This window comes from Prevotella rectalis (genome assembly GCF_900607215.1).
Lineage (GTDB): Bacteria > Bacteroidota > Bacteroidia > Bacteroidales > Bacteroidaceae > Prevotella > Prevotella brunnea.
This window is the reverse complement of the sequence record NZ_LR027822.1, coordinates 351,644-370,489: the sequence shown is the minus strand read 5'-3', so window position 1 is coordinate 370,489 and position 18,846 is coordinate 351,644. Positions and strand designations below refer to the sequence as shown.

Sequence of the window (18,846 nt, the reverse complement as noted above, 5' to 3'; positions counted from 1 at the left end):
CTATTGCTGTCCGGTAAAACTTTTTTGGGGCTATCTGTGTTAGTTAAAATAGACTTAAACTTATTATTTCTTAGAATTATCGGTTATTTTAGGTCTTTTCTTGTCAAAATAAGTGCATTTTATAATGCTTACAGTTTGAAACTGAAAACCAAGCCCCAGGATGAGTAAAACGGCTGCAATACCGATGGATAAAGAGATACAGAGCTTTCAGTTAATTTTTACCGGACAGCAATAATTCAAATCTTTGAAAGGTTTTAGCTGTATCTTAGAATCTGCCCTTTGACAACTCTTGTGTATCTTCCAAGATGATTGAGCTTGCAGAGCTTATCGACGCTGATGCCATGTTGCTGTGCAATGGATTCCAATGTGTCGCCTTCCGACACCTTGTGATAGAGAATTTGACTTGCGCCGGGAGTGGTCATGGCGTGAGTTTGACGTGGTGAGTAATCGGGTGCGCTTGCTCGTCGCGATTTATTGTAGCTTCCCCCCTTGCCGTTCCCTTGTATGTTCTCACGCGTGTAGCTACGGCTTGAAGCTGTCCCACGCAGAGCTGTGGCACGTTCAGATTCACGATTCACGGTGCTTCTGCGGTAAGTGTAGAAATCGCCGGTTACATCCTGATTGGCAAAGTCGAACATTAGTGCCGGATTGATGGCAACGCCACAAAGACGAGTCTCAAAATGGAGGTGAGAACCGGTGGAACGTCCCGTATTGCCTCCAAGACCGATGGGCTGTCCTGCTCTTACAATCTGATTTTTGCGTATGATTTGTCTTGAAAGATGTCCATAATAGGTTTCCAATCCATTGTTGTGCCGAATGACGATGTATTTTCCGTAGCCTCGTGCGTCGTATCCCACCACACGTACTTTACCGGAGAATGCCGAGCGAATGGTGTCGCCGATATAAACTTTGATATCGAGTCCTTTGTGTGCGCGTCCCCATCTCCGTCCGAAGTTGCTTGTGATGACGCGACTTGGGGTTGGCATATGGAATCCTCGCAGGTCTATCTTAAAAACTTCCGGCAGGGTTCCCGAGCTGTGCGTTCTTGATGTGTTCCAATCGTTATATAGTAAGGCGGATGGGTTTTCATTTTCCTCTGCCTCTTGCAAACGATTGATGACGATAGTGTCAATGCTTGTGGCTCTGCGGTCAACCGGCGCTTGCTTGGCTATCAAGTCTTGTGCGTTGGCAGTCTGACCTGTCATTGCCATTATCGCTGATACCGCAAAAAAATTAACTATCTTTTTGAAAGTCATTTGTCTGTTGCTTTGTTTTCGATTGTGATTCTAAATTAGGATCGACTTAGATTCCTTTCTTTAATAGTCAAAGTTGAACAATACAAAAGGCCAACTAAATGAATTAAAGGTGTTGCAAAGATAAAAAAAAATCGAGCTAATAGTTTGTGTTTAACAGTTTTTAGATAGTTTTTAACACAAAGTTGAATAAAAAATCGTAGGTTAAATGTCTTTTCTTCCCTTTGTATTCCCCACTTCCGGAACTTGATTAAAAGTTTTTGCTTACGAGATGGCAGCCCAATTAATATTAGTTTTTCTTAACTCTTTTAGCCTGTTCCAAAGCAAGTTATATTCGCTTTTCTCGCAATTTGGGTCGTTGTCGATGATTTTTTGTGCTTCTTCGCGTGCCAATTGTACGATTTGTCCGTCTCTGGCTATATCCGCGATTTTCAAATCGAATGCGATTCCGCTCTGTTGAGTTCCTTCCAAGTCGCCCGGACCGCGGAGTTTGAGGTCGGCTTCTGCAATTTCGAAGCCATCGTTTGTGTCGCACATGATATCGATGCGTTTGCGTGTTTCGTTCGTTAGTTTGTGGTTGGTGACGAGAATGCAATAGCTTTGTTCGGCACCACGTCCCACTCTTCCGCGAAGCTGGTGCAATTGGGAGAGCCCGAATCTCTGTGCATCGAGTATCACCATCACGCTGGCATTGGGAACATTCACCCCCACTTCTATCACGGTGGTGGCAACGAGAAGCTGTGTCTTTCCTTCCACGAAACGTTTCATCTCCTCCTCCTTCTCTTTGTCTTTCATCTTTCCGTGGATTTTGCTCATGTTGAATTCCGGGAATACCTCCTTTAGGGCTTCATAACCGGTCTCAAGGTTTTTTAAGTCCATCTTCTCGCTTTCTTTGATGAGAGGGAACACTATGTAAACCTGTCTGCCCATGTGTATTTGCTTTCGGATTCCGGCGTACAAACTCGTTGTCTGATTGTCGTATTTATGAATAGTCTGTATCGGTTTTCTGCCGGGTGGAAGTTCATCAATGACGCTAACGTCGAGATCTCCATAGATGGTCATTGCCAAGGTTCTGGGAATGGGAGTGGCGGTCATGACAAGGATATGTGGCGGGTTCTCGCTTTTACTCCAGAGCTTGGCTCTTTGTGCTACTCCGAAGCGGTGTTGCTCATCGATGACGGCAAGTCCCAATCGGGAGAATTGAACTTTATCCTCTATGATGGCATGAGTTCCCACTACGATATGCACCGAACCATCGACAAGTCCCTCAAGCACCTCTTTGCGTTTTTTTCCTTTTACGATACCCGTTAGCAACTCGACGCGGAGGTTCATGCCCTTGAGAAATTCCTTTAAGGTTTGCAGATGTTGTTCAGCAAGTATTTCTGTTGGTGCCATCATGCAAGTTTGAAACCCATTGTCTATGGCAATGAGCATGGACATTAAAGCCACGAGTGTCTTTCCTGACCCCACGTCGCCTTGTAGCAATCGGTTCATTTGCTTGCCGTTCCCCATATCGGCTCTTATTTCTTTCATCACACGCTTCTGTGCCTCCGTTAGTTCGAACGGAAGGTTGTGCTTGTAGAACCAATTGAACTGTGCCCCCACGACTTTGAAGTCGTAACCACGGTATTTGCGTCTGTGGTCGCTCGCGTATCTTAAGATGTTGAGCTGCACATAGAAAAGTTCCTCGAACTTCAGACGCAGTCTGGCGCGACGGGTATCTTCCGCTGTCTTGGGGTAGTGTATCTTCCGCATAGCCTCATCTCTGGAAACGAGTCGCAGGCGTTGTGTGATAAATGGCGGAAGTGTCTCCGGCAGCGGTGTTGTTATTTTCCCGATGAGCGTCTTGGTTAATTTCTCTACGGCGCGTGAGGTCAGTCCTGCCTTTTTCATCTTTTCCGTTGTAATGTAAAAGGGTTGCATGCCCATGTCGTTGAGCTGTAAATCCGTGGCGTTGTCAATATCGGGGTGCGTGAATTGGAAGCGTCCGCCATAGAAGCCCGGTTTTCCGAAGATGATGTACTCCTTTCCGATAATGTAATTTTTGTAAATGTACTGTGCGCCATTGAACCAAACGAGGTCGCAAATGCCATGTCCGTCAGTGAAATGTGCCACCACTCGCTTTCTCCTTTTCTCCATTTTCGATTCCTCGAAGCTAAGAATATGACCTTTTATCTGCACGTATGGCATATCGGGAATAAGCTCCGAGATGCGATAGAGCTTTGTTCTATCCACATATTTGTATGGATAGTATTCCAATAGGTCAAGATAAGTGGTAATAGCTAGCTCTTTGCTTAGTATCTCCTTTTTTTTTGGACCTACACCCGTTAGGTACATGATGTCTTGTGATAGGATATCCATTGTTTGCGATAGCGATGCGGAAAAGAAGTCGGTGGTAATTTTCCCTTGATTTATGTTTCTTTTAGAAATATTTCCGCCGTCTTGAGGTCGGTTGGTGTGGTGATTTTGATATTCTCATTGTTGCCATCCACCATGGAAACCTTGCATCCAAACTGTTCCATAACGGTGGCATCATCGGTGAATGACGCTTGAAACGCTTGGTTGTATGCCATTTTCAGCATCGTGATGTTGAAAACCTGAGGTGTTTGCACGCTGCGATAATCGCCACGGAACACATTTTTTGAGTTACCATTCTTATCGATGAAGCGCAAAGTCTCCGTTATGGGCATCACGGGGATGGCTGCACAAGTCTTTTCCGCTTCCTTGTAACAGCGGGCAATGGTCTCAATGGAGACGAAAGGTCTGACCCCATCGTGAATACCCACCACTCCGTCCATGTTATCGGGAATCAGCGACAAGCCATTTTTCGATGATTCGAAACGCGTTCTGCCACCATTGGCGATTTGGTGTTCAATGGTGAAGTCATATTGTTCGCACAATGTTTTCCAATAGGGTTGCTGCTCTTTCGGTAATACTAAAATGATGTTTATGTTTTTATCGTATTCCCGAAAGCGTTCGATGGTTCGCATCAATATCGGTTTGCCACCAATGGGAAGGAATTGCTTGGGTGTTTCTGTCCCCATGCGAAGCCCTTTTCCCCCCGCGACAATAATAATGTAATTCATTTTTGCAGAAAGTTTTAGTTGGTTTCCTGTGTTTCGTTGATGAGCATTCCGGCTTTCACTTCCTCGGCAGTCCCTTTTGAAGTTAATTTCTCGAGAAGTGTGAGACCATAGGCGAACGATGCCGCCGGACCTTTCCCCGTAATGATGTTACCATCCACTGTGCAGAGTTCTGCCGTGTATTCCGCGCCTTCCAAGAATTTCTCAAATCCCGGGTAGCAGGTGGCTTTCTTGCCTTTCACGATGCCTAATGAGCCTAACACCATTGGAGCCGCGCAGATGGCACCGATATATTTCCCTTGTTCATGGTGTTTCAATAATAGTTCGCGAAGTTCTTTGTGTTTATTTAAGTTGGTTGCGCCGGGCATACCTCCGGGCATAAACAGCAGTTCGGCATCCTCAAAATCATTTACGTTCTCAAACCTCAGATCTGCCTTTACTGACACCCCATGTGCCGATTCTGCATACTCGCTTCCCGTTATGCTCACTGTCTTCACATTAACGCCACCCCTTCGCAGGATGTCCACAGGTGCCAACGCCTCGATTTCCTCGAAACCATTGGCAAGAAATTCATATACCTTAATCATAATATTTTGCTTTTATCTTCAAATTGTCAACAAAATTTCCTATTTTTGCATAGTAAAGTTTGATTATCGGCAAGTCGGATGGTTGGAATCCTTTGTCGATAGAGTTCTTTCCGGGTTATTTCATAACCCATGCAAATATACTAAAATATTCACTACCAAAGGTGATATGAAGGGATAAAAGATATTAAAAACGAATAGTTTATGGCTGAAAAGAAACTGAGTTTCGCAATCTTTGGGAACGACCGACGAGCGTTGGAGTCGATTCGTATTTGGGAAATATTGAATTATCTGACCAAACGCGAGGCTGAAATCTACATAGAAGAAACATTCTATAACAACCTTGTTCGCGAATTGCATGAAGAGTTGTGTATCAGTGGTGTGTTTGAGGGTAGTAATTTCGATGCCGATTATGCCATTTCCATGGGAGGTGATGGAACTTTCCTCCGCGCTGCCAGCAAAGTTGGTGCAAAAAACATTCCCATTATCGGCGTAAACATGGGACGTTTGGGTTTTCTTGCCAACATCCTTCCGAGTGAGATATTAAGCATGTTGGACGAGATTTATGCCGGAAACTTTGACATTGAAGAACGCTCTGTGATAAAATTGGATGCAGATAATGCCCGGATCGAAGGCAACCCTTTCGCGCTGAACGATATTGCCATATTGAAGCGCGATCATGCCTCGATGATTTCCATCCGTGCCAGCATTGGTGGCGAATATCTCGTTACCTATCTTGCGGACGGACTTGTGGTCAGTACGCCGACAGGCTCAACAGCTTATTCACTTTCAAACGGCGGTCCCATCATGGTACCGCGTAGTGGCATCCTCAGTCTGACGCCCGTGGCACCTCACAGCCTGAACATTCGTCCGATAGTAATCAGCGATGAAATGGAAATCCGGCTCGAAGTGGAAAGCCGCAGCCACAACTTCCTTGCAGCCATTGATGGACGGTCAGAGAAACTAAGCGAGGGAACAACGCTGATTATTACCAAAGCTCCATTTCGGATTAGAATCGTGAAGCGGCGTAATCATCGTTATTTTTCCACTTTGCGCTCCAAGCTGATGTGGGGAGCCGACAGCAGAGGATAAAAAGTTACAAAACATGATGCGTGTAACGACAAAGCTAAGATCGCTTTTTAAGATTCCGGAAACGAAATATACGTCAGGAGAAATTTTCCGATGGCTGTGGCGTGCTTGGCAAGGGAATCGCTTGCAGGCAGTGCTGAATGCTGTCATCGGATTGCTTGGCGTCGTGGTTTCGTTGTCTTCCGTGTGGGCGGTGCAACACGCCATCGATGTGGCATCTCACTATGTGCAAGGCGATATCGTTGTGGCTGTTGCTTTCATGGGTCTTCTCATTCTTTGCAGCTTTGGGCTTAACATCGCCTCGGTTTGGGTGAGCAATTTGCTTGGAATTAAGGCGCAGAACAGAATGCAGCAGCAACTCCTTGACCGCATCTTACGTTCGGAATGGCACGGACGCGAGAGCCGTCATTCGGGCGATGTGCTGAATCGGTTGGAGATTGATGTTACCAACGTGGTGAACTTCCTGACGGAAATTATTCCCGGTGCTCTATCCACGCTTGCCATGTTCTTGGGAGCGTTTTGTTATCTGCTGTTGATGGATTGGCGATTGGCTATACTCATCGTCATCATGATACCGGTTTTCGTGCTGCTTAGTAAGATTTATATTCGTCAGATGCGCCGTCTTACGAGTCAGGTGCGTTCCTCCGACTCCAAAGTGCAGAGCGTTCTTCAGGAAACCATTCAAAACAGGATGCTCATCAAGACCTTGGAAGGCGATGTGGCTGCCGTTGATCGGCTGGAAGACACTCAGAGCGAGTTGCGCAGTAGGGTAGTGAAAAGGACGAAATTCTCTGTCTTTTCCAATTTGGTGCTTAACTTGGGGTTTTCATGTGGTTACTTGTTGGCATTCGCGTGGGCGGCGTTTCGCCTTTCCACCAACACGCTTTCCTTTGGTGGCATGACGGCTTTTCTGCAATTGGTGAACCGCATACAGAATCCTGCCCGACAGCTGACGCGTCTTGTGCCCTCTTTCGTTTCGGTGTTTACTGCGGCGGAACGCCTGATGGAACTTGAGGAAGACCCATTGGAAGAACAAGGAAAGCCCATTGAGTTGGGCAGACCATGTGGCATAAGGTTCAAAGAAGTGAGTTACTTTTACGACCGGAAGGATGGAAATGTCATCGACAATCTGTCCTTTGATTTCCCTCCGGGTTCGTGTACGGCAGTATTGGGTGAAACCGGATCCGGCAAAACTACTCTTATCAGGATGATGTTGGCATTGTTGCGCCCGCGACAAGGAAAAGTGGAAATCTATGATGATAAAGAGAACTTGGAACTGACACCACGTTTTCGCGCCAATTTTGTATATGTTCCACAGGGAAACACACTTCTTAGCGGTACGATTCGCGAGAACCTGCTCTTGGGAAAGATGACTGCGACGACCGAAGAAATGGAGGAAGCTCTGCGAAAGAGTTGTGCCGAGTTCGTGTTCGACCTTCCCAATGGGCTTGACACACAATGTTCTGAAAAGGGTGGAGGACTCAGTGAAGGACAGGCACAGCGCATTTCCATAGCTCGCTCACTGCTTCGCAACCGCTCCGTTATGCTTTTCGATGAGGCTACGTCGGCTCTTGACCCCGAAACAGAACGCCGACTGTTGGAAAACTTGCTGAAAAACAAGAATAAAACGGTGATATTCATCACCCATCGCCCGGCTCTCATTCCATATTGCGACCGGATATTGGAACTGAAGCGAACAGCTCGGGCGAAACACGAGAATGGCAAAAGTTCAAATACAATAAGAGAGTGTGAATTTAATAAATAAATAAGATTATGAAACGAATATTTTTATCAATGATGATGCTCTTGACTGCTTTGACAGCCCTGCACGCTCAAGACGCGGATGCCAAGTATGCGGTGAATCTCTTAAAACCGGGAACGATGGCACCCGACTTCACTTTGCAAACGGCTGATGGAAAAAACATCAAGCTAAAGTCGTATCGAGGCAGTTACGTGGTGCTCGATTTTTGGGCTTCGTGGTGTCCGGATTGCAGAAAAGAAATTCCGGAAGTAAAGAAACTTTGGAACGATTTTCGGGATTATAATGTCCGTTTCATCGGAATTTCTTTCGATACCGATAAGGAAGCGTGGGTAAACACCTATTGGGAGAAATATCAAATGAATTGGATGCAGGTTAGTGAACTCAAGAAATGGAAGCGTGAAACCTTTATCGATCGTCTTTACCACATCGATTGGATTCCCACCATGTATCTTATCGACCCGGAAGGACGCATTGTGTTGGGCACTGTTCAGATTGAGAAAATAAGAAAGGCTTTGGAAGAAGCGCAGCTGCCCCTGAAAACCAATGCTTCGGACGTGGCTCCGCAATATGTTGGTGGCGATTCCGCCATGCAAGCCTATTTCATGGAGAACGAGCTTTATACGATGAAGGCGCGCAAGTGGCGAGTGGAAGCCAATGTGTTGGTATCGCTGAACATAGAGATTGATGGCAGTACTTCTGGCGCAAGGGCTTTGGAGGTGAACGGACTGAAAGCCACCAACCCGAAATTCGAGAAACTCACACCCGAAGAACAACAGGCAATCTTAATCGATGCGGAAACATTCTTCAAATCCGAAGCCGTGCGTCTGGTGCAGCGAATGTCCAATTGGAAACCGGCGGAGAAGAACGGGCGTCCCGTGATGGAGAAAATCACCCTTACCGTTTCTTTCGATCCTTATCAGAAAGCCGGTAAAAAGAAAGCCTGACAACAGCCCCCTCCTCCCTATACTCATAGGGAGCTTCTCTTTACCATCTGTACAAATGTAATCCCCTTGTTTCGTAGCCGTGAAAAGAAACTATCCCATCAACTGCCTTTTTACCGTTTTAAAGACCGATAACAATGAGTTCTCGATACATCGGTTGTTTGAATCCGGCATCTTCATAAAGACGATGCTCGTTGTTTTGTGTGTGCTTGGCAACATTTCTTTCATGAAAGCCCAAAGTAGCGACTCGTATCTGAAGCACCGAATCACCTTGAGTGGGGCATTGACCTCAAGCGATACTTGGCAGTTAGACGCAGCCTATCATCGCATGCTCCTCCCTTACCTCGGGGTTGGAACATCAGTGGGCTTGTGGCGTCAGTACGGAACGGACGGCATTCCAATGGGTGAAGGCTGGGTGGTGCGAGAAGAGAATGAGAAGATTCACCAATTCTATTTGCGTCCCTCTGTTTATTTTGTCTCGCCTGCGATATGGAGGATTTCCGATGCCCGACTCCATGTTTTCCTCGAACCCGGATGTATGCTTTCTGCTCCTTACGATAAACTCTATGTCAGTTTGTCCGGAAAGCGGGGACAGTATATGGATTACGACAAGGTAAGTACGAAAGAAGGTCGCTGGTATGCTTTCGATTGTAAGTTAGGCTTCAATCTTACTTTCGGCGATGCCGTTCTTTCGGTAGGTTATGTTTGTTCCAATCTCGACATTTTCACAATGCGTCGCCACATGACATACAGGGACATATCATTCAACGACTTTTATCCCGAAAAGAAAACTTTGCATGGCGGATTCCTTTCCTTCAGTTATTGCTTTTGAGACATCAACACATAGAAATAGTCGGCAGTTTTTTTTCGTGTGAAAACCATCGGTTTGCGAAAGCTAAGCTTTTACATTCCAAAAGCTCACCTTTTACAACGCAAAAGCTTAGCTTTTGGAATGTAATACCTTAGCTTTTGGATAGCAGTTTGTAAACAGTTGATTTTCAGTCTGTTATCTTATCGTGATTTTCCTCTCGTCATTGCCGTGTCTTTTACCCCGTTAGCCTGTCGGCGGAACGGACAAGTTGGCTTCCGAGTACTGCAACGGTAATAACCAACAAATGATTCTTGGCAGCCTCCTGGTTTTTAGTTTTCGTGATAATAATATTTATATAATTTAACAGAAGATTACTGTTAGTAAGATTTTTTTTTTTACATTTGCAGCATATTACTATTAAATTCATTTTGAACCATTAAAGTATGACGAAGTTAAAAACAGATTTCTTATTTTTACTTTGTGTGCTTATGTTCTATTCATGCCGGGATACTGATATTGAACTTAAAAAATAACATAAAAGCAATTGATATGAAACTACGAAAAAGACTTTTGGCGATATTCTTGCTCTTCGGTTGTGTGTCAGCCATGCAAGGGCAGAATAAATTTCATTTTGATTTAGATTACCACTATTATTTGGGTTTATCTGAAAAATTTATGAATCGAACGTTCCATCGCGACACTTATAAAATGGGCGGAAACTCTTTGCGTTTCACTGCTCGTTACGACCTTTCTCCTCTTTGGTCTGCAGGAGTGGGCTTGGGATTGGATTGTTACACGAATCCTTCGCACGATACCATGCCGATTTTTGCCACAGTGAGATGTAAAGCCATAAAGACTGTTCCTGAACTTTACGCTTTCTCAGATTTGGGCTATGCTGTAAAGGTGGGGGATTATTCGAAAGGGTTCACCGGTAGTCTGGGTATTGGTTATACTTATAGCTTCGCAAAGCATTTAGGAGTGAACTTTCAAATTGCATACAACTTGAAATGCTTTGACGACCTGCCTACCTACACGATTGATACATACTTGAACAGAACGACTTATAGCGAGGAAGATGCCACGCTTCACTCGTTGTCGTTTGGTGTTGGTTTAACGTTCTGATTGTCGCTCATCTGTCGTCTTTGGCGGAGGTGATGAGCATGGGACGAAAAAAAAGGTCATCTTTCGTATTGTGGAAGATGACCTTTTAGACTTTAAGTGCTGATCTTTCGCAAGTATTTTTCGCAAAAAAATCTTTTGAGTGTTCAGCTTTCTGTTTTGAAGAGTTACATTCCCTTTTTTTAGTAATCTCTGTTTTGATTCGGAACGTGCCGTTATTTTATTATTATTTTTTTGCCTTTATGGATGTAAATTCCCGGTTGTACCGGCTTCTTGAGTCGTTGCCCGGATAAAGTGTAATAATAGGAACTTTCGTTTTTGTTTCCAGTTTTCTCGCACTCGATGCCCCGGATGGCTGTCGTGGTGTTTACCTTGTATTTCCAATCGTCTTTCTGCGATGAAATGTCGATGAAGGTGTCTTGTCGGATGTTCATCACATCCACCGTCTGCGATTTGTTCATCCCCATGTTGAACACGAAGTTGATGGCATCTGACGAAGAGTTGATGCGGAATTGCTTTACGAAATATTTTTTTTCACCTATCTCCGTGGTAGTTGTTACCGCGTTGCCGGGCCACGGACTGCTTGTCGCACTTCCCCAGTAGTAATAGTTGATGGAAGGAGTCGGGCTTGAGGTCTTAGCTTCAGCCCATGTGTCGTCCGCATTATCTGCGTTTACATATACACTGATGTCGTAAGGTTGGAAATCAACGATGTCGTAGTGGCGAGTGCTAATGCCGGTAACAGTCCCATTGATGAGCAAACCGACTTTCAGCGTTGTGGCTTTTCCTTCCGGAATGGTTATCTTCGATTCGTTTTCAGCCATGGAGCTGCTTGCTTTGGGGTCGCTTCCGTCTATAGTATAAACAATCTTCGCATTCGGATTTCCCGTAACTGCTGTTAGCGTGACGCTTTGTACGCCATCGTAACTTCCACTTGGCAGATCCGCCCAAGCGAAACTCGACGTGTTCTTGTCGGCATAATATGCCCAATTCTCTCCACCGGTGATTTTTATCCATTTCGATTGTGTGGCGAAAGTAGCCGCCGGTCCCACGACAGTAAGCAGGTTGCCCATGTCACCTTTTGTTACCATGACATAGAAATCGTTGCCACTGACGAGTTTGGTTGCCGTACTTCGGTTGCTGATGCCTAATAGTTTGCGCACGGTTATCATGTTCTTGATGTCCTTCTTGCAACTTTGCCAATGCTTCAGGAAAACGCAAGGTGTTCCCGGCATGGCCATGATGTAAGCGTTGGCTGCCGAAATGTTGTTTCTTATCGGGTCTTGCGTGTTGCCGCCTCCTCGATCCTCCGTGTCGTGGTTCTCTACGAAGGTTACCGCATAGCGAGCATAATCGGGGAGTTTTGCCAATCCTTGTCCGTCCAATGCAGCCCAATTGCCGTTGTTCACCGCATCGCGGATGGCATATCGCAGTGGGAAATCGAAAGCGGCACTGGTGATGACGCCCTCTGTCCGGGTGCTTTCTATCCAGTTTTTCACTTTCGCAAGGTTACTGTCGAAATATTCACCTACTGAAAATTGCGGTTTTGTGGCTGTGTTATAAAGTCCGGTGAAACTACCGGCATAGCCTTTTACCATGTCGTAGCGAAAACCTGAGTAACCAAATTTATTGATCAGCATGTTGAGGTATGCCTTTACCGTCTTTTGTACGTTAGGGCTGTGATGGTCGAGGTCGCGCATGCCATCCCATCCCTCTCCGGTATCGTTGTTTTGGCTGAGCGAGACGCCCTGCTTCGTGGCTTCGGCTTGGGTTTTTCCTTTGTCATCGTCTTTCACAATGTCGGTTGCTCCCATGGTATAGGTTGCTCCTTCGTAGGTTTCCGTAGGGAAATCGAACCAGTTGCTCACGTTCCCACGATGATTGATGACGATATCGGCAATCGTGCCTATCCCATTTTTCTTCCATGTGTCGATGAGGCTAAGCAGTTCCTTTTTCGTTCCGAACGAACTGGTGTAGTCGCTGAACCAATAGAGAGGGTCGTAGCCCATTGAAGGATTATGGCTTGGTTTGGCACTTTGAGGAATCCATACAAGGTCGAAGAAGTCCACGATATCATTTGTCTGTGCTTCCAAGTTGGTCCATTTTGTATCGTCGAAGGAATCCCAATAAAATCCTTGCAGCATTACACCTTTATAGTTGTCTTGCCACCCTTGCGCGAGTGAGGAAAGAGCAATGCAGCATAATGTAAGCAGCGTAAATATTTTTTTCATGATGTTTCTTTTCTATGTTTGCCTGATGTTTGGTATTTATTTGTCTGGCATATTACGAAAAAAAGGAGAGGATGCACTGAGCATTCTCTCCTCACTTTGGTTATGAAAGCAATGTCAGTCTGTTAGTTCTTCTTGAAGACTACTTTATGGTTGCCCTCGTAAGAAATATAGAGCTTGACAGTATAGTTTCCTGCCTCATCGATTTTCAGATTTTTACCGTTGTTCTCGGTCAGGTCGTCGAAGCTGTATGAATTGTCATTTGAACCACCCCACGATAAATCCCAATTACCGTTGGCACGGAATTTCATTTCGCCTACTTTCAAATCTCCCGTCCACGTCCATGCCTTTTCGTTCTTGTCATAAGTCATGTCGGCGTCGGAATTCCAATCGTTGGGGGTAGCACTGCCGATGATTCCTATTTTAATTGGTGAAATGGAGTAAGTGCCATCTGCCAAACTTGCCTTGATGCGATAGAAGCCCGGTGTGGGAACGAGAATGTTTGTTTCGCCTTCTTCCACGAGAATGCCATCAGCCCCGCCTTTGCCCCAGTCCGGAGCTTCCCATGAACTTTCATGGCTGCGGAACTTGAATTCGCCTTCCAGATAGTAATAACCCAAATAGTTGCCATCCAGTTCTTTGCTGCGCATCTTGTCCGTACCTTTATCGCCCCAACTGTTGCTGTTGCCGGCAATGTAGATGAACTCTGCGAAGTCGGGAGCAATAAGCTGTGCCTTTACGATGATATCCACCGTGTTGGTGAAGGCTTCACCCCTTGCGAGAACAATTGTATTCTTTACTGTGGCAGGAATGGAGCGCGGGTCGCCGGCCTTGCCATAGAGCTTCTCGATGGCTTTCTGTAGTTCTGCCACGCTTACGAAGCCTTCCTCGTTAGCTTGAAGAATATAGTTGGCAGTCTTCTTCGCGTTGTAGAGTGTAATGGTTGTTGTCTGGCTTGCGATGGGGTCGTCAGTCTTTATCACGGGCGTGAACAACTTGACGGTTTCAGTCTTAACCTGTGCGAAATCGATGATACCTGACTCGGCTGTAGCCGTAAAACTCACTGTCTTTCCGGGTTGTGCTTCGTTACTGATGGGGTCAGCCCAATCCGTATAGTCGTCGCTTCCTCCGCAACTTGCGAGGAGAACGATACTTAATAAATAGAATATCTTTTTCATTTTGAAACTCCTTGTTATAGCGGAGCCGAAGCTCCGCGTTTGGTTCTGAAATTATTGTTGCTCAATGAAGAAGAACTGTTTTGTGAAATCGTTGAAGAACACTTTGTACGTTCCCTTCTTATAAGGAATGTTGGCTGAGCCGGATGCCACTCCGAATGGGAATTCGGCAATACCCCAGCTTTCGTCCCAGCTGCCTATGGCAAATTTAACACCACCTTCAATGGGAGAATTCTCATCGAATGTAATAGTGGTGAACCAGTCGTGGTTCTCCGGTGAAGCGAAGATCGGAGTCATCGGGTTTCCTTCTTTCTCGTTCCATCCGTTCTGTGTGCCGGGCATTGTTATTTTCGCGTAGGTGGTTGTGGGAACGGTCGCTGCAGGTTTGATGACACAAGTCAGAGCTTTGGTGTCCATCGTGATGGTGTAATAGCCTGCTGCCGGAACGGTAATGTTTCCCGGATCCGAACCACCGTCGCGCAGTGATGTGCCGAGTGGCGTTCCGTCAGAACACCATACCATGTGATCCCAATCGCCCGGAGTCTTCACAATCTTGAAATTGGCATCAGCGGGGAAGTAACCCGTGTATTCAAACTTGCCATCACCGGTTGCCTTGTCGTAGGTCTCGCCTGCCTTTGTATAGAGAGGCATCATGGAAACACCGATGGCATCGGCAGCATTGGTCCACTTGCCGTCTCCAATGCAACTACCAATGAGATACCATGTGGCAGGAACGGCATCCTTCAGTTCCACATAATAAGGAACAACGGTCAGCTTAACGGCGTTGGAATAGACCGTCTGCGCTCCTTTTGTATTGGCGAGGCAGCGCACCCAGACATCCATCGTTGCAGGTACTTTTCCCTCTTCATAGCCGTTCAATTGCTGCATTGCTTTCGCCATGTCTTTGGTGAAGAGCAGTCCATTGCACGTTTTATACGATTCTATCAACGTAACGTAATTAGCTACGCCAAGTTGTGCGTCAAGATCACCGTTGGCATCAAACTCCTTAGTGAACTGTCCATCCTTTGAAACTTGGAACTGATATTCCACTCCTGCCGGGAAACCGTAATCGGGTTGCGACCATGTGAAAGTGATGGTCTTGGCATTCAATAAGTCTATTCCTGTTGAATAAACCGGCTGATTGAGTGTGAAAGTGTTCGGCTGTTGGAGAATGGGATTGTCATCCCTGTCATCGGAACATGCCGTAAATAAGCCCGCACAGCAAATCAGCATGACTAAACTAAATATCTTTTTCATATTCGTTCTGTATTTTGTTTTGTTGCGAAGGAGCCTTTGCGTGTCGTTTACGGCTCCTTGCAGTATCGTATTAGTAACCCGGGTTCTGTTTTAAATTGGTGTTCGCGCCCAAGTCTTTGTCGGGGATAGCATAGATGTTGCGCGTTTCAGAGAAGTTTCTGCCGTTCTTCGCACCGCCTTTCCATGTCCAATTGTAATTGTTGTTACCACCGAATTTGTTGAAGCGGATGAGCGTGTTGCGTCGCATTCCTTCAAAGTAGAACTCACGACTCCATTCATCGCAAATCTCATCGAGCGTATAAGCAGTCTTGAGGTTGGGGTTGTTGGCGCGCTCACGAAGAGCGTTGATGGCTTTGGCAGCGTTACCCGTTGCTGTGCCGCCATTAAGATGAGCTTCTGCTTCAGCATACATGAGGTAGGCCTCGGCTGCGCGCATCAATGGGAAGTCCATGTCGGGGAATTGGGCATCGTGGGTGTTGGAACCATCGGAATGGAAGTTCAAGAACTTTGCTACCGCATAGCCATCAGTGAATGTGGATTGTGTGGCGTTGTCCAATTTGCGATCAACACCCCAGAAGATGGCACGGTCGTCAGATGCTTTGGTGGTCATCTCGTAAGATGGCACCTGTGGCGCATTGCCTGCCGGGAAGAACTTTGCCAGGAGATCCGGACGAGCTCTGTTACCGGCCCAGTTACCCGTTGTACCATTGGTAGCATCGGGATTATCTTTGTCTGCGTGCATCTTGCCATCGAACGTGGAGGCAATGACAAAGAGCGAACCACCATAGCTTGTTGTAGTCAAACCGTCTGCCTTAATGGGGAAAATGATTTCCTTCGCTGCGCTTGACTCGCCATTGTCGCCCATGAAGAGTTTCTGGTAAGCACTCCATCTTCCAGTGGGAGTGGTGTTGAGCTGGAAGTCAGAGTCCATGACTTTCTTGGCATAGTCTGCTGCTTTCTGCCATTGCGCTTTACCTATATATACCTCTGCATTGAGATAGAGTCGTGCTAACAGCATCCAGTCGGCAGCCTTATTGGCACGACCATAACCAGGTTGATCTGAGGTGAGTGCTTTTGCTTCCAATAAATCTGGTTCAATCTCCAAGAGCTCTTTCTCCAAGAAGTCGTAAACTTCCTGTCGTGTAGCCTGTTTGGGTTTTTCCACCGTTGTCAGACTGAAAGGAATGTTTCCAAAAGCGTCCATGAGGTAGAAGTAATGGAGTGCGCGAACGAAGCGAATCTCTGCCGTCATAGTTTTGTCGTAATCGCCGGCTTTCTGGAGATAATCGTTGCAATAAGTGATACCCGTTGTCAGGCGATAATAGTACATTGCGGTCATCGGATGAGAAGCTCCGAATGTATTATAGACGAACTCTGCGATGCCGGGGTCTCCCCAACTACAAATGGCCTCATCAGTGGAAAGCTCGTTAGCGTTCCACATTTGGCGGATAAATCCCGCTGTTCCACCATCGTAACCATCGAGGTCGGAGTCGCCGTTGGCACCACCGTTTCCGGGAAGAGCCAAGTTTGCGTAACACTTATTGTACTCTCCTATGACATTATATTCTGTGCTGATATTGGGATCTTTTGGATTTTTCGCGTTATCCAAGTCGCCAATACAGGACGAAAGGCTCATCGCTAAAGCGAGTGTTGCCATTGGAACCATGTTTTTTAATATATTTTTCATTGTTGCTTCGATTGAAATGTTAGAAATTGAGGTTCAAACCTAAGATAACGGAGAAGGGACGTGGGTAAAGATTATTGTCGATACCATTATTTGTCTCCGGGTCAATCCCGTCATATTTAGTCAATGTGAGAACATTGGAAGCCGTTGCGTATATGCGTCCGCTCATTCCTTTCCAAGCGTTTGATTTGAACAGATTCGTGAAACTATAGCCCAACGTGATGTTGTCCAACTTCAAGAAGCTGGCATTCTGTACGTAGAGATCGGATTGCTGCGCCGTGTTCTCATTCGTTTGCCAATTCTTTTCAAGCGACATGATGGGTCGGTTGGCTATGTAAGCGTTTTGAGCGTAGATGGCGCCCGGGCTTACGTTGGCAGATGTGGCAGCGATGTTGTTGAAAACGTAATTGCCAATGCTTGCACGTAGGGTGAAACCGAAGTCGAAGTTTTTATAGTCCATGCGTGAAGTCATACCCATTGTTACGGGTGCCGTTGCAGCCTTGTAGAGATATCGGTCAGCAGAACTGATTTGTCCATCGCCGTTACGATCAACCACCTGATTTTCGATGGGTTTACCATTCTTATCATACACCTGTTGATAGACGTAGAAAGAATTAGCAGCAAAGCCAACCTGATGTGCCAATACCTTGTTAAATTGTCCTCCGGCATCGGGACCGGTCTCTACAGGCATACCTCCTGTGGTTACTCCGTTCAAGTCTGTAATCTTATTATAGTTGTAGGTGAAGTTATAACCGATGGTCCAATAGAAGTCTTTTGCTCTAACGGCTTTCCAGTCGAGTTGGATTTCCACACCGGTGTTGTTCATCGAGCCGATGTTTTGCCATGCCTGATTCTTGAATAATCCCATAGCCGCGTATGGTGCATAGTTCAGAAGGTCGGTAGTTTTTCGGAAGTACCAATCAATAGAACCGGTCAGTCTCTGATTCCAAAGTCCGAAGTCAAGTCCGGCGTTATAAGTGGTAGTGGTTTCCCATTTCAAATCGGGTGTATAGTTTGCCGGGCGGTAGAGCGTACCATCCTCCGGTGTAATCTTTCCATCGCCGTTCATGTCGATGAGTGGATAGAAACCGTTAGTTCCCGAACTCTTTTCGTAAGTGGGTATCCATGCATAGTCGGCAACGCCTTCCTGCTGTCCGGTCATACCCCAGCCCAATCTGAGCTTCAAGTCGGATAGCCATTTGATATCCTTGAATTTGTTTTCATCCTTAATCTTCCACGCGAAAGCGAATGATGGGAATACTGCCCAATGGTCTTTGAAGCGCGAAGAGCCATCATCGCGCACCGTAGCCGTTATCATGTAACGATCCATTAAAATATAATTTGCGCGTCCGAAGAAAGATACCAAATAATGGTCGGTCGCGAAATAATAAGGAGTGTGTGGACGTGCCGTACCTGCCACTGAGGCGTCGTTATTGGTCAAGGGGTAGTAGCCGATGTAATCATTGTTCTTGTCCTGATAGAAGCTCTGATACTCGTAACCAGCCATGATGTCGAAGTGGTGCATCTTGTTGAAGTCCTTATAATATTGCGCGTATGCACTCAATGACAGGTTACGTTTGAAAATCTCCTCATATCCATAGGAACCATAATACATCGCTCCGGGGTAGCCCGGCAATTTGTTCGTTGTTTGTTTTCCTTTTGCGATGTCAGCACCCAATGTGAGATGTAAGCGTAAATCCTCGAAGCCGTGAACTTTATAATCAAAGTCGGCCGCAGAGTCAACCAGCAAGTGCAAAATTATAAAACGTATTTGAAGAATTCACACTTTGGAGTAGAAAAGTTTAATTTTTCTCTCGGTCTTTCGTTCAATTTCTTTTGTATCGACATAATTCTCTTGTC

13 protein-coding genes and 1 pseudogene are annotated in these 18,846 nt (G+C 46.0%); 5 read left to right on the top strand and 9 right to left on the bottom strand.

The features are described 5' to 3' along the window. Positions 1-254: 254 nt before the first annotated feature. The 4 genes from E0E16_RS09910 to E0E16_RS09895 form a co-directional block, all read right to left on the bottom strand. Positions 255-1,256: a peptidoglycan DD-metalloendopeptidase family protein gene (locus E0E16_RS09910; protein WP_130830172.1), complete on the bottom strand. Its 1,002-nt coding sequence runs from the start codon at positions 1,254-1,256 to the stop codon at positions 255-257. A gap of 261 nt (positions 1,257-1,517) precedes the next feature. Then, positions 1,518-3,653, bottom strand: coding sequence for an ATP-dependent DNA helicase RecG (gene recG, locus E0E16_RS09905; RefSeq protein WP_255418191.1), 2,136 nt, complete (start codon positions 3,651-3,653; stop codon positions 1,518-1,520). 11 nt (positions 3,654-3,664) lie between these two features. Beyond that, on the bottom strand, positions 3,665-4,339 hold the full coding sequence (locus tag E0E16_RS09900; RefSeq protein ID WP_130830170.1) for a 2-C-methyl-D-erythritol 4-phosphate cytidylyltransferase: 675 nt from the start codon (positions 4,337-4,339) through the stop codon (positions 3,665-3,667). Between the two features lie 14 nt (positions 4,340-4,353). Further along, a complete protein-coding gene (locus tag E0E16_RS09895) occupies positions 4,354-4,923 on the bottom strand; it encodes a DJ-1 family glyoxalase III (protein WP_130830169.1) in 570 nt (189 codons plus the stop codon). A gap of 201 nt (positions 4,924-5,124) precedes the next feature. Here E0E16_RS09895 and E0E16_RS09890 point away from each other — a divergent pair, with 201 nt between their 5' ends. The 5 genes from E0E16_RS09890 to E0E16_RS09870 all read left to right on the top strand — a co-directional run bounded on the left by E0E16_RS09890 (position 5,125) and on the right by E0E16_RS09870 (position 10,645). After that, entirely contained in the window at positions 5,125-6,012 is an 888-nt protein-coding gene (locus E0E16_RS09890) for an NAD kinase (RefSeq protein ID WP_130830168.1), read from the top strand. Between the two features lie 16 nt (positions 6,013-6,028). Next, a complete protein-coding gene (locus tag E0E16_RS09885; protein ID WP_130830631.1) occupies positions 6,029-7,774 on the top strand; it encodes an ABC transporter ATP-binding protein in 1,746 nt (581 codons plus the stop codon). Between the two features lie 8 nt (positions 7,775-7,782). Continuing rightward, positions 7,783-8,715 carry a redoxin domain-containing protein gene (locus E0E16_RS09880; RefSeq protein ID WP_130830167.1) on the top strand — a complete coding sequence of 311 codons (933 nt, stop codon included), beginning with the start codon at positions 7,783-7,785 and terminating at the stop codon, positions 8,713-8,715. Positions 8,716-8,794: 79 nt separating this feature from the next. Beyond that, the gene (locus tag E0E16_RS09875) at positions 8,795-9,544 is read left to right on the top strand and encodes a hypothetical protein (RefSeq protein ID WP_130830166.1); all 750 of its coding nucleotides are present in this window, start codon (positions 8,795-8,797) and stop codon (positions 9,542-9,544) included. A gap of 528 nt (positions 9,545-10,072) precedes the next feature. Continuing rightward, positions 10,073-10,645 carry a hypothetical protein gene (locus E0E16_RS09870; RefSeq protein ID WP_130830165.1) on the top strand — a complete coding sequence of 191 codons (573 nt, stop codon included), beginning with the start codon at positions 10,073-10,075 and terminating at the stop codon, positions 10,643-10,645. A 212-nt stretch (positions 10,646-10,857) separates the two neighbouring features. Here E0E16_RS09870 and E0E16_RS09865 read toward each other — a convergent pair whose 3' ends face one another. The 5 genes and pseudogenes from E0E16_RS09865 to E0E16_RS09845 form a co-directional block, all read right to left on the bottom strand. Next, a complete protein-coding gene (locus tag E0E16_RS09865) occupies positions 10,858-12,873 on the bottom strand; it encodes an alpha-amylase family glycosyl hydrolase (protein WP_130830164.1) in 2,016 nt (671 codons plus the stop codon). Between the two features lie 122 nt (positions 12,874-12,995). Further along, the gene (locus E0E16_RS09860; protein WP_130830163.1) at positions 12,996-14,048 is read right to left on the bottom strand and encodes an Outer membrane protein SusF domain-containing protein; all 1,053 of its coding nucleotides are present in this window, start codon (positions 14,046-14,048) and stop codon (positions 12,996-12,998) included. Between the two features lie 51 nt (positions 14,049-14,099). Beyond that, the gene (locus tag E0E16_RS09855; RefSeq protein ID WP_130830162.1) at positions 14,100-15,302 is read right to left on the bottom strand and encodes a SusE domain-containing protein; all 1,203 of its coding nucleotides are present in this window, start codon (positions 15,300-15,302) and stop codon (positions 14,100-14,102) included. A 70-nt stretch (positions 15,303-15,372) separates the two neighbouring features. Then, positions 15,373-16,989, bottom strand: coding sequence for a RagB/SusD family nutrient uptake outer membrane protein (locus tag E0E16_RS09850; protein ID WP_130830161.1), 1,617 nt, complete (start codon positions 16,987-16,989; stop codon positions 15,373-15,375). Positions 16,990-17,008: 19 nt separating this feature from the next. After that, positions 17,009-18,721, bottom strand: a pseudogene (locus E0E16_RS09845) (TonB-dependent receptor domain-containing protein); the annotation flags it as partial. Positions 18,722-18,846 lie beyond the last annotated feature (125 nt).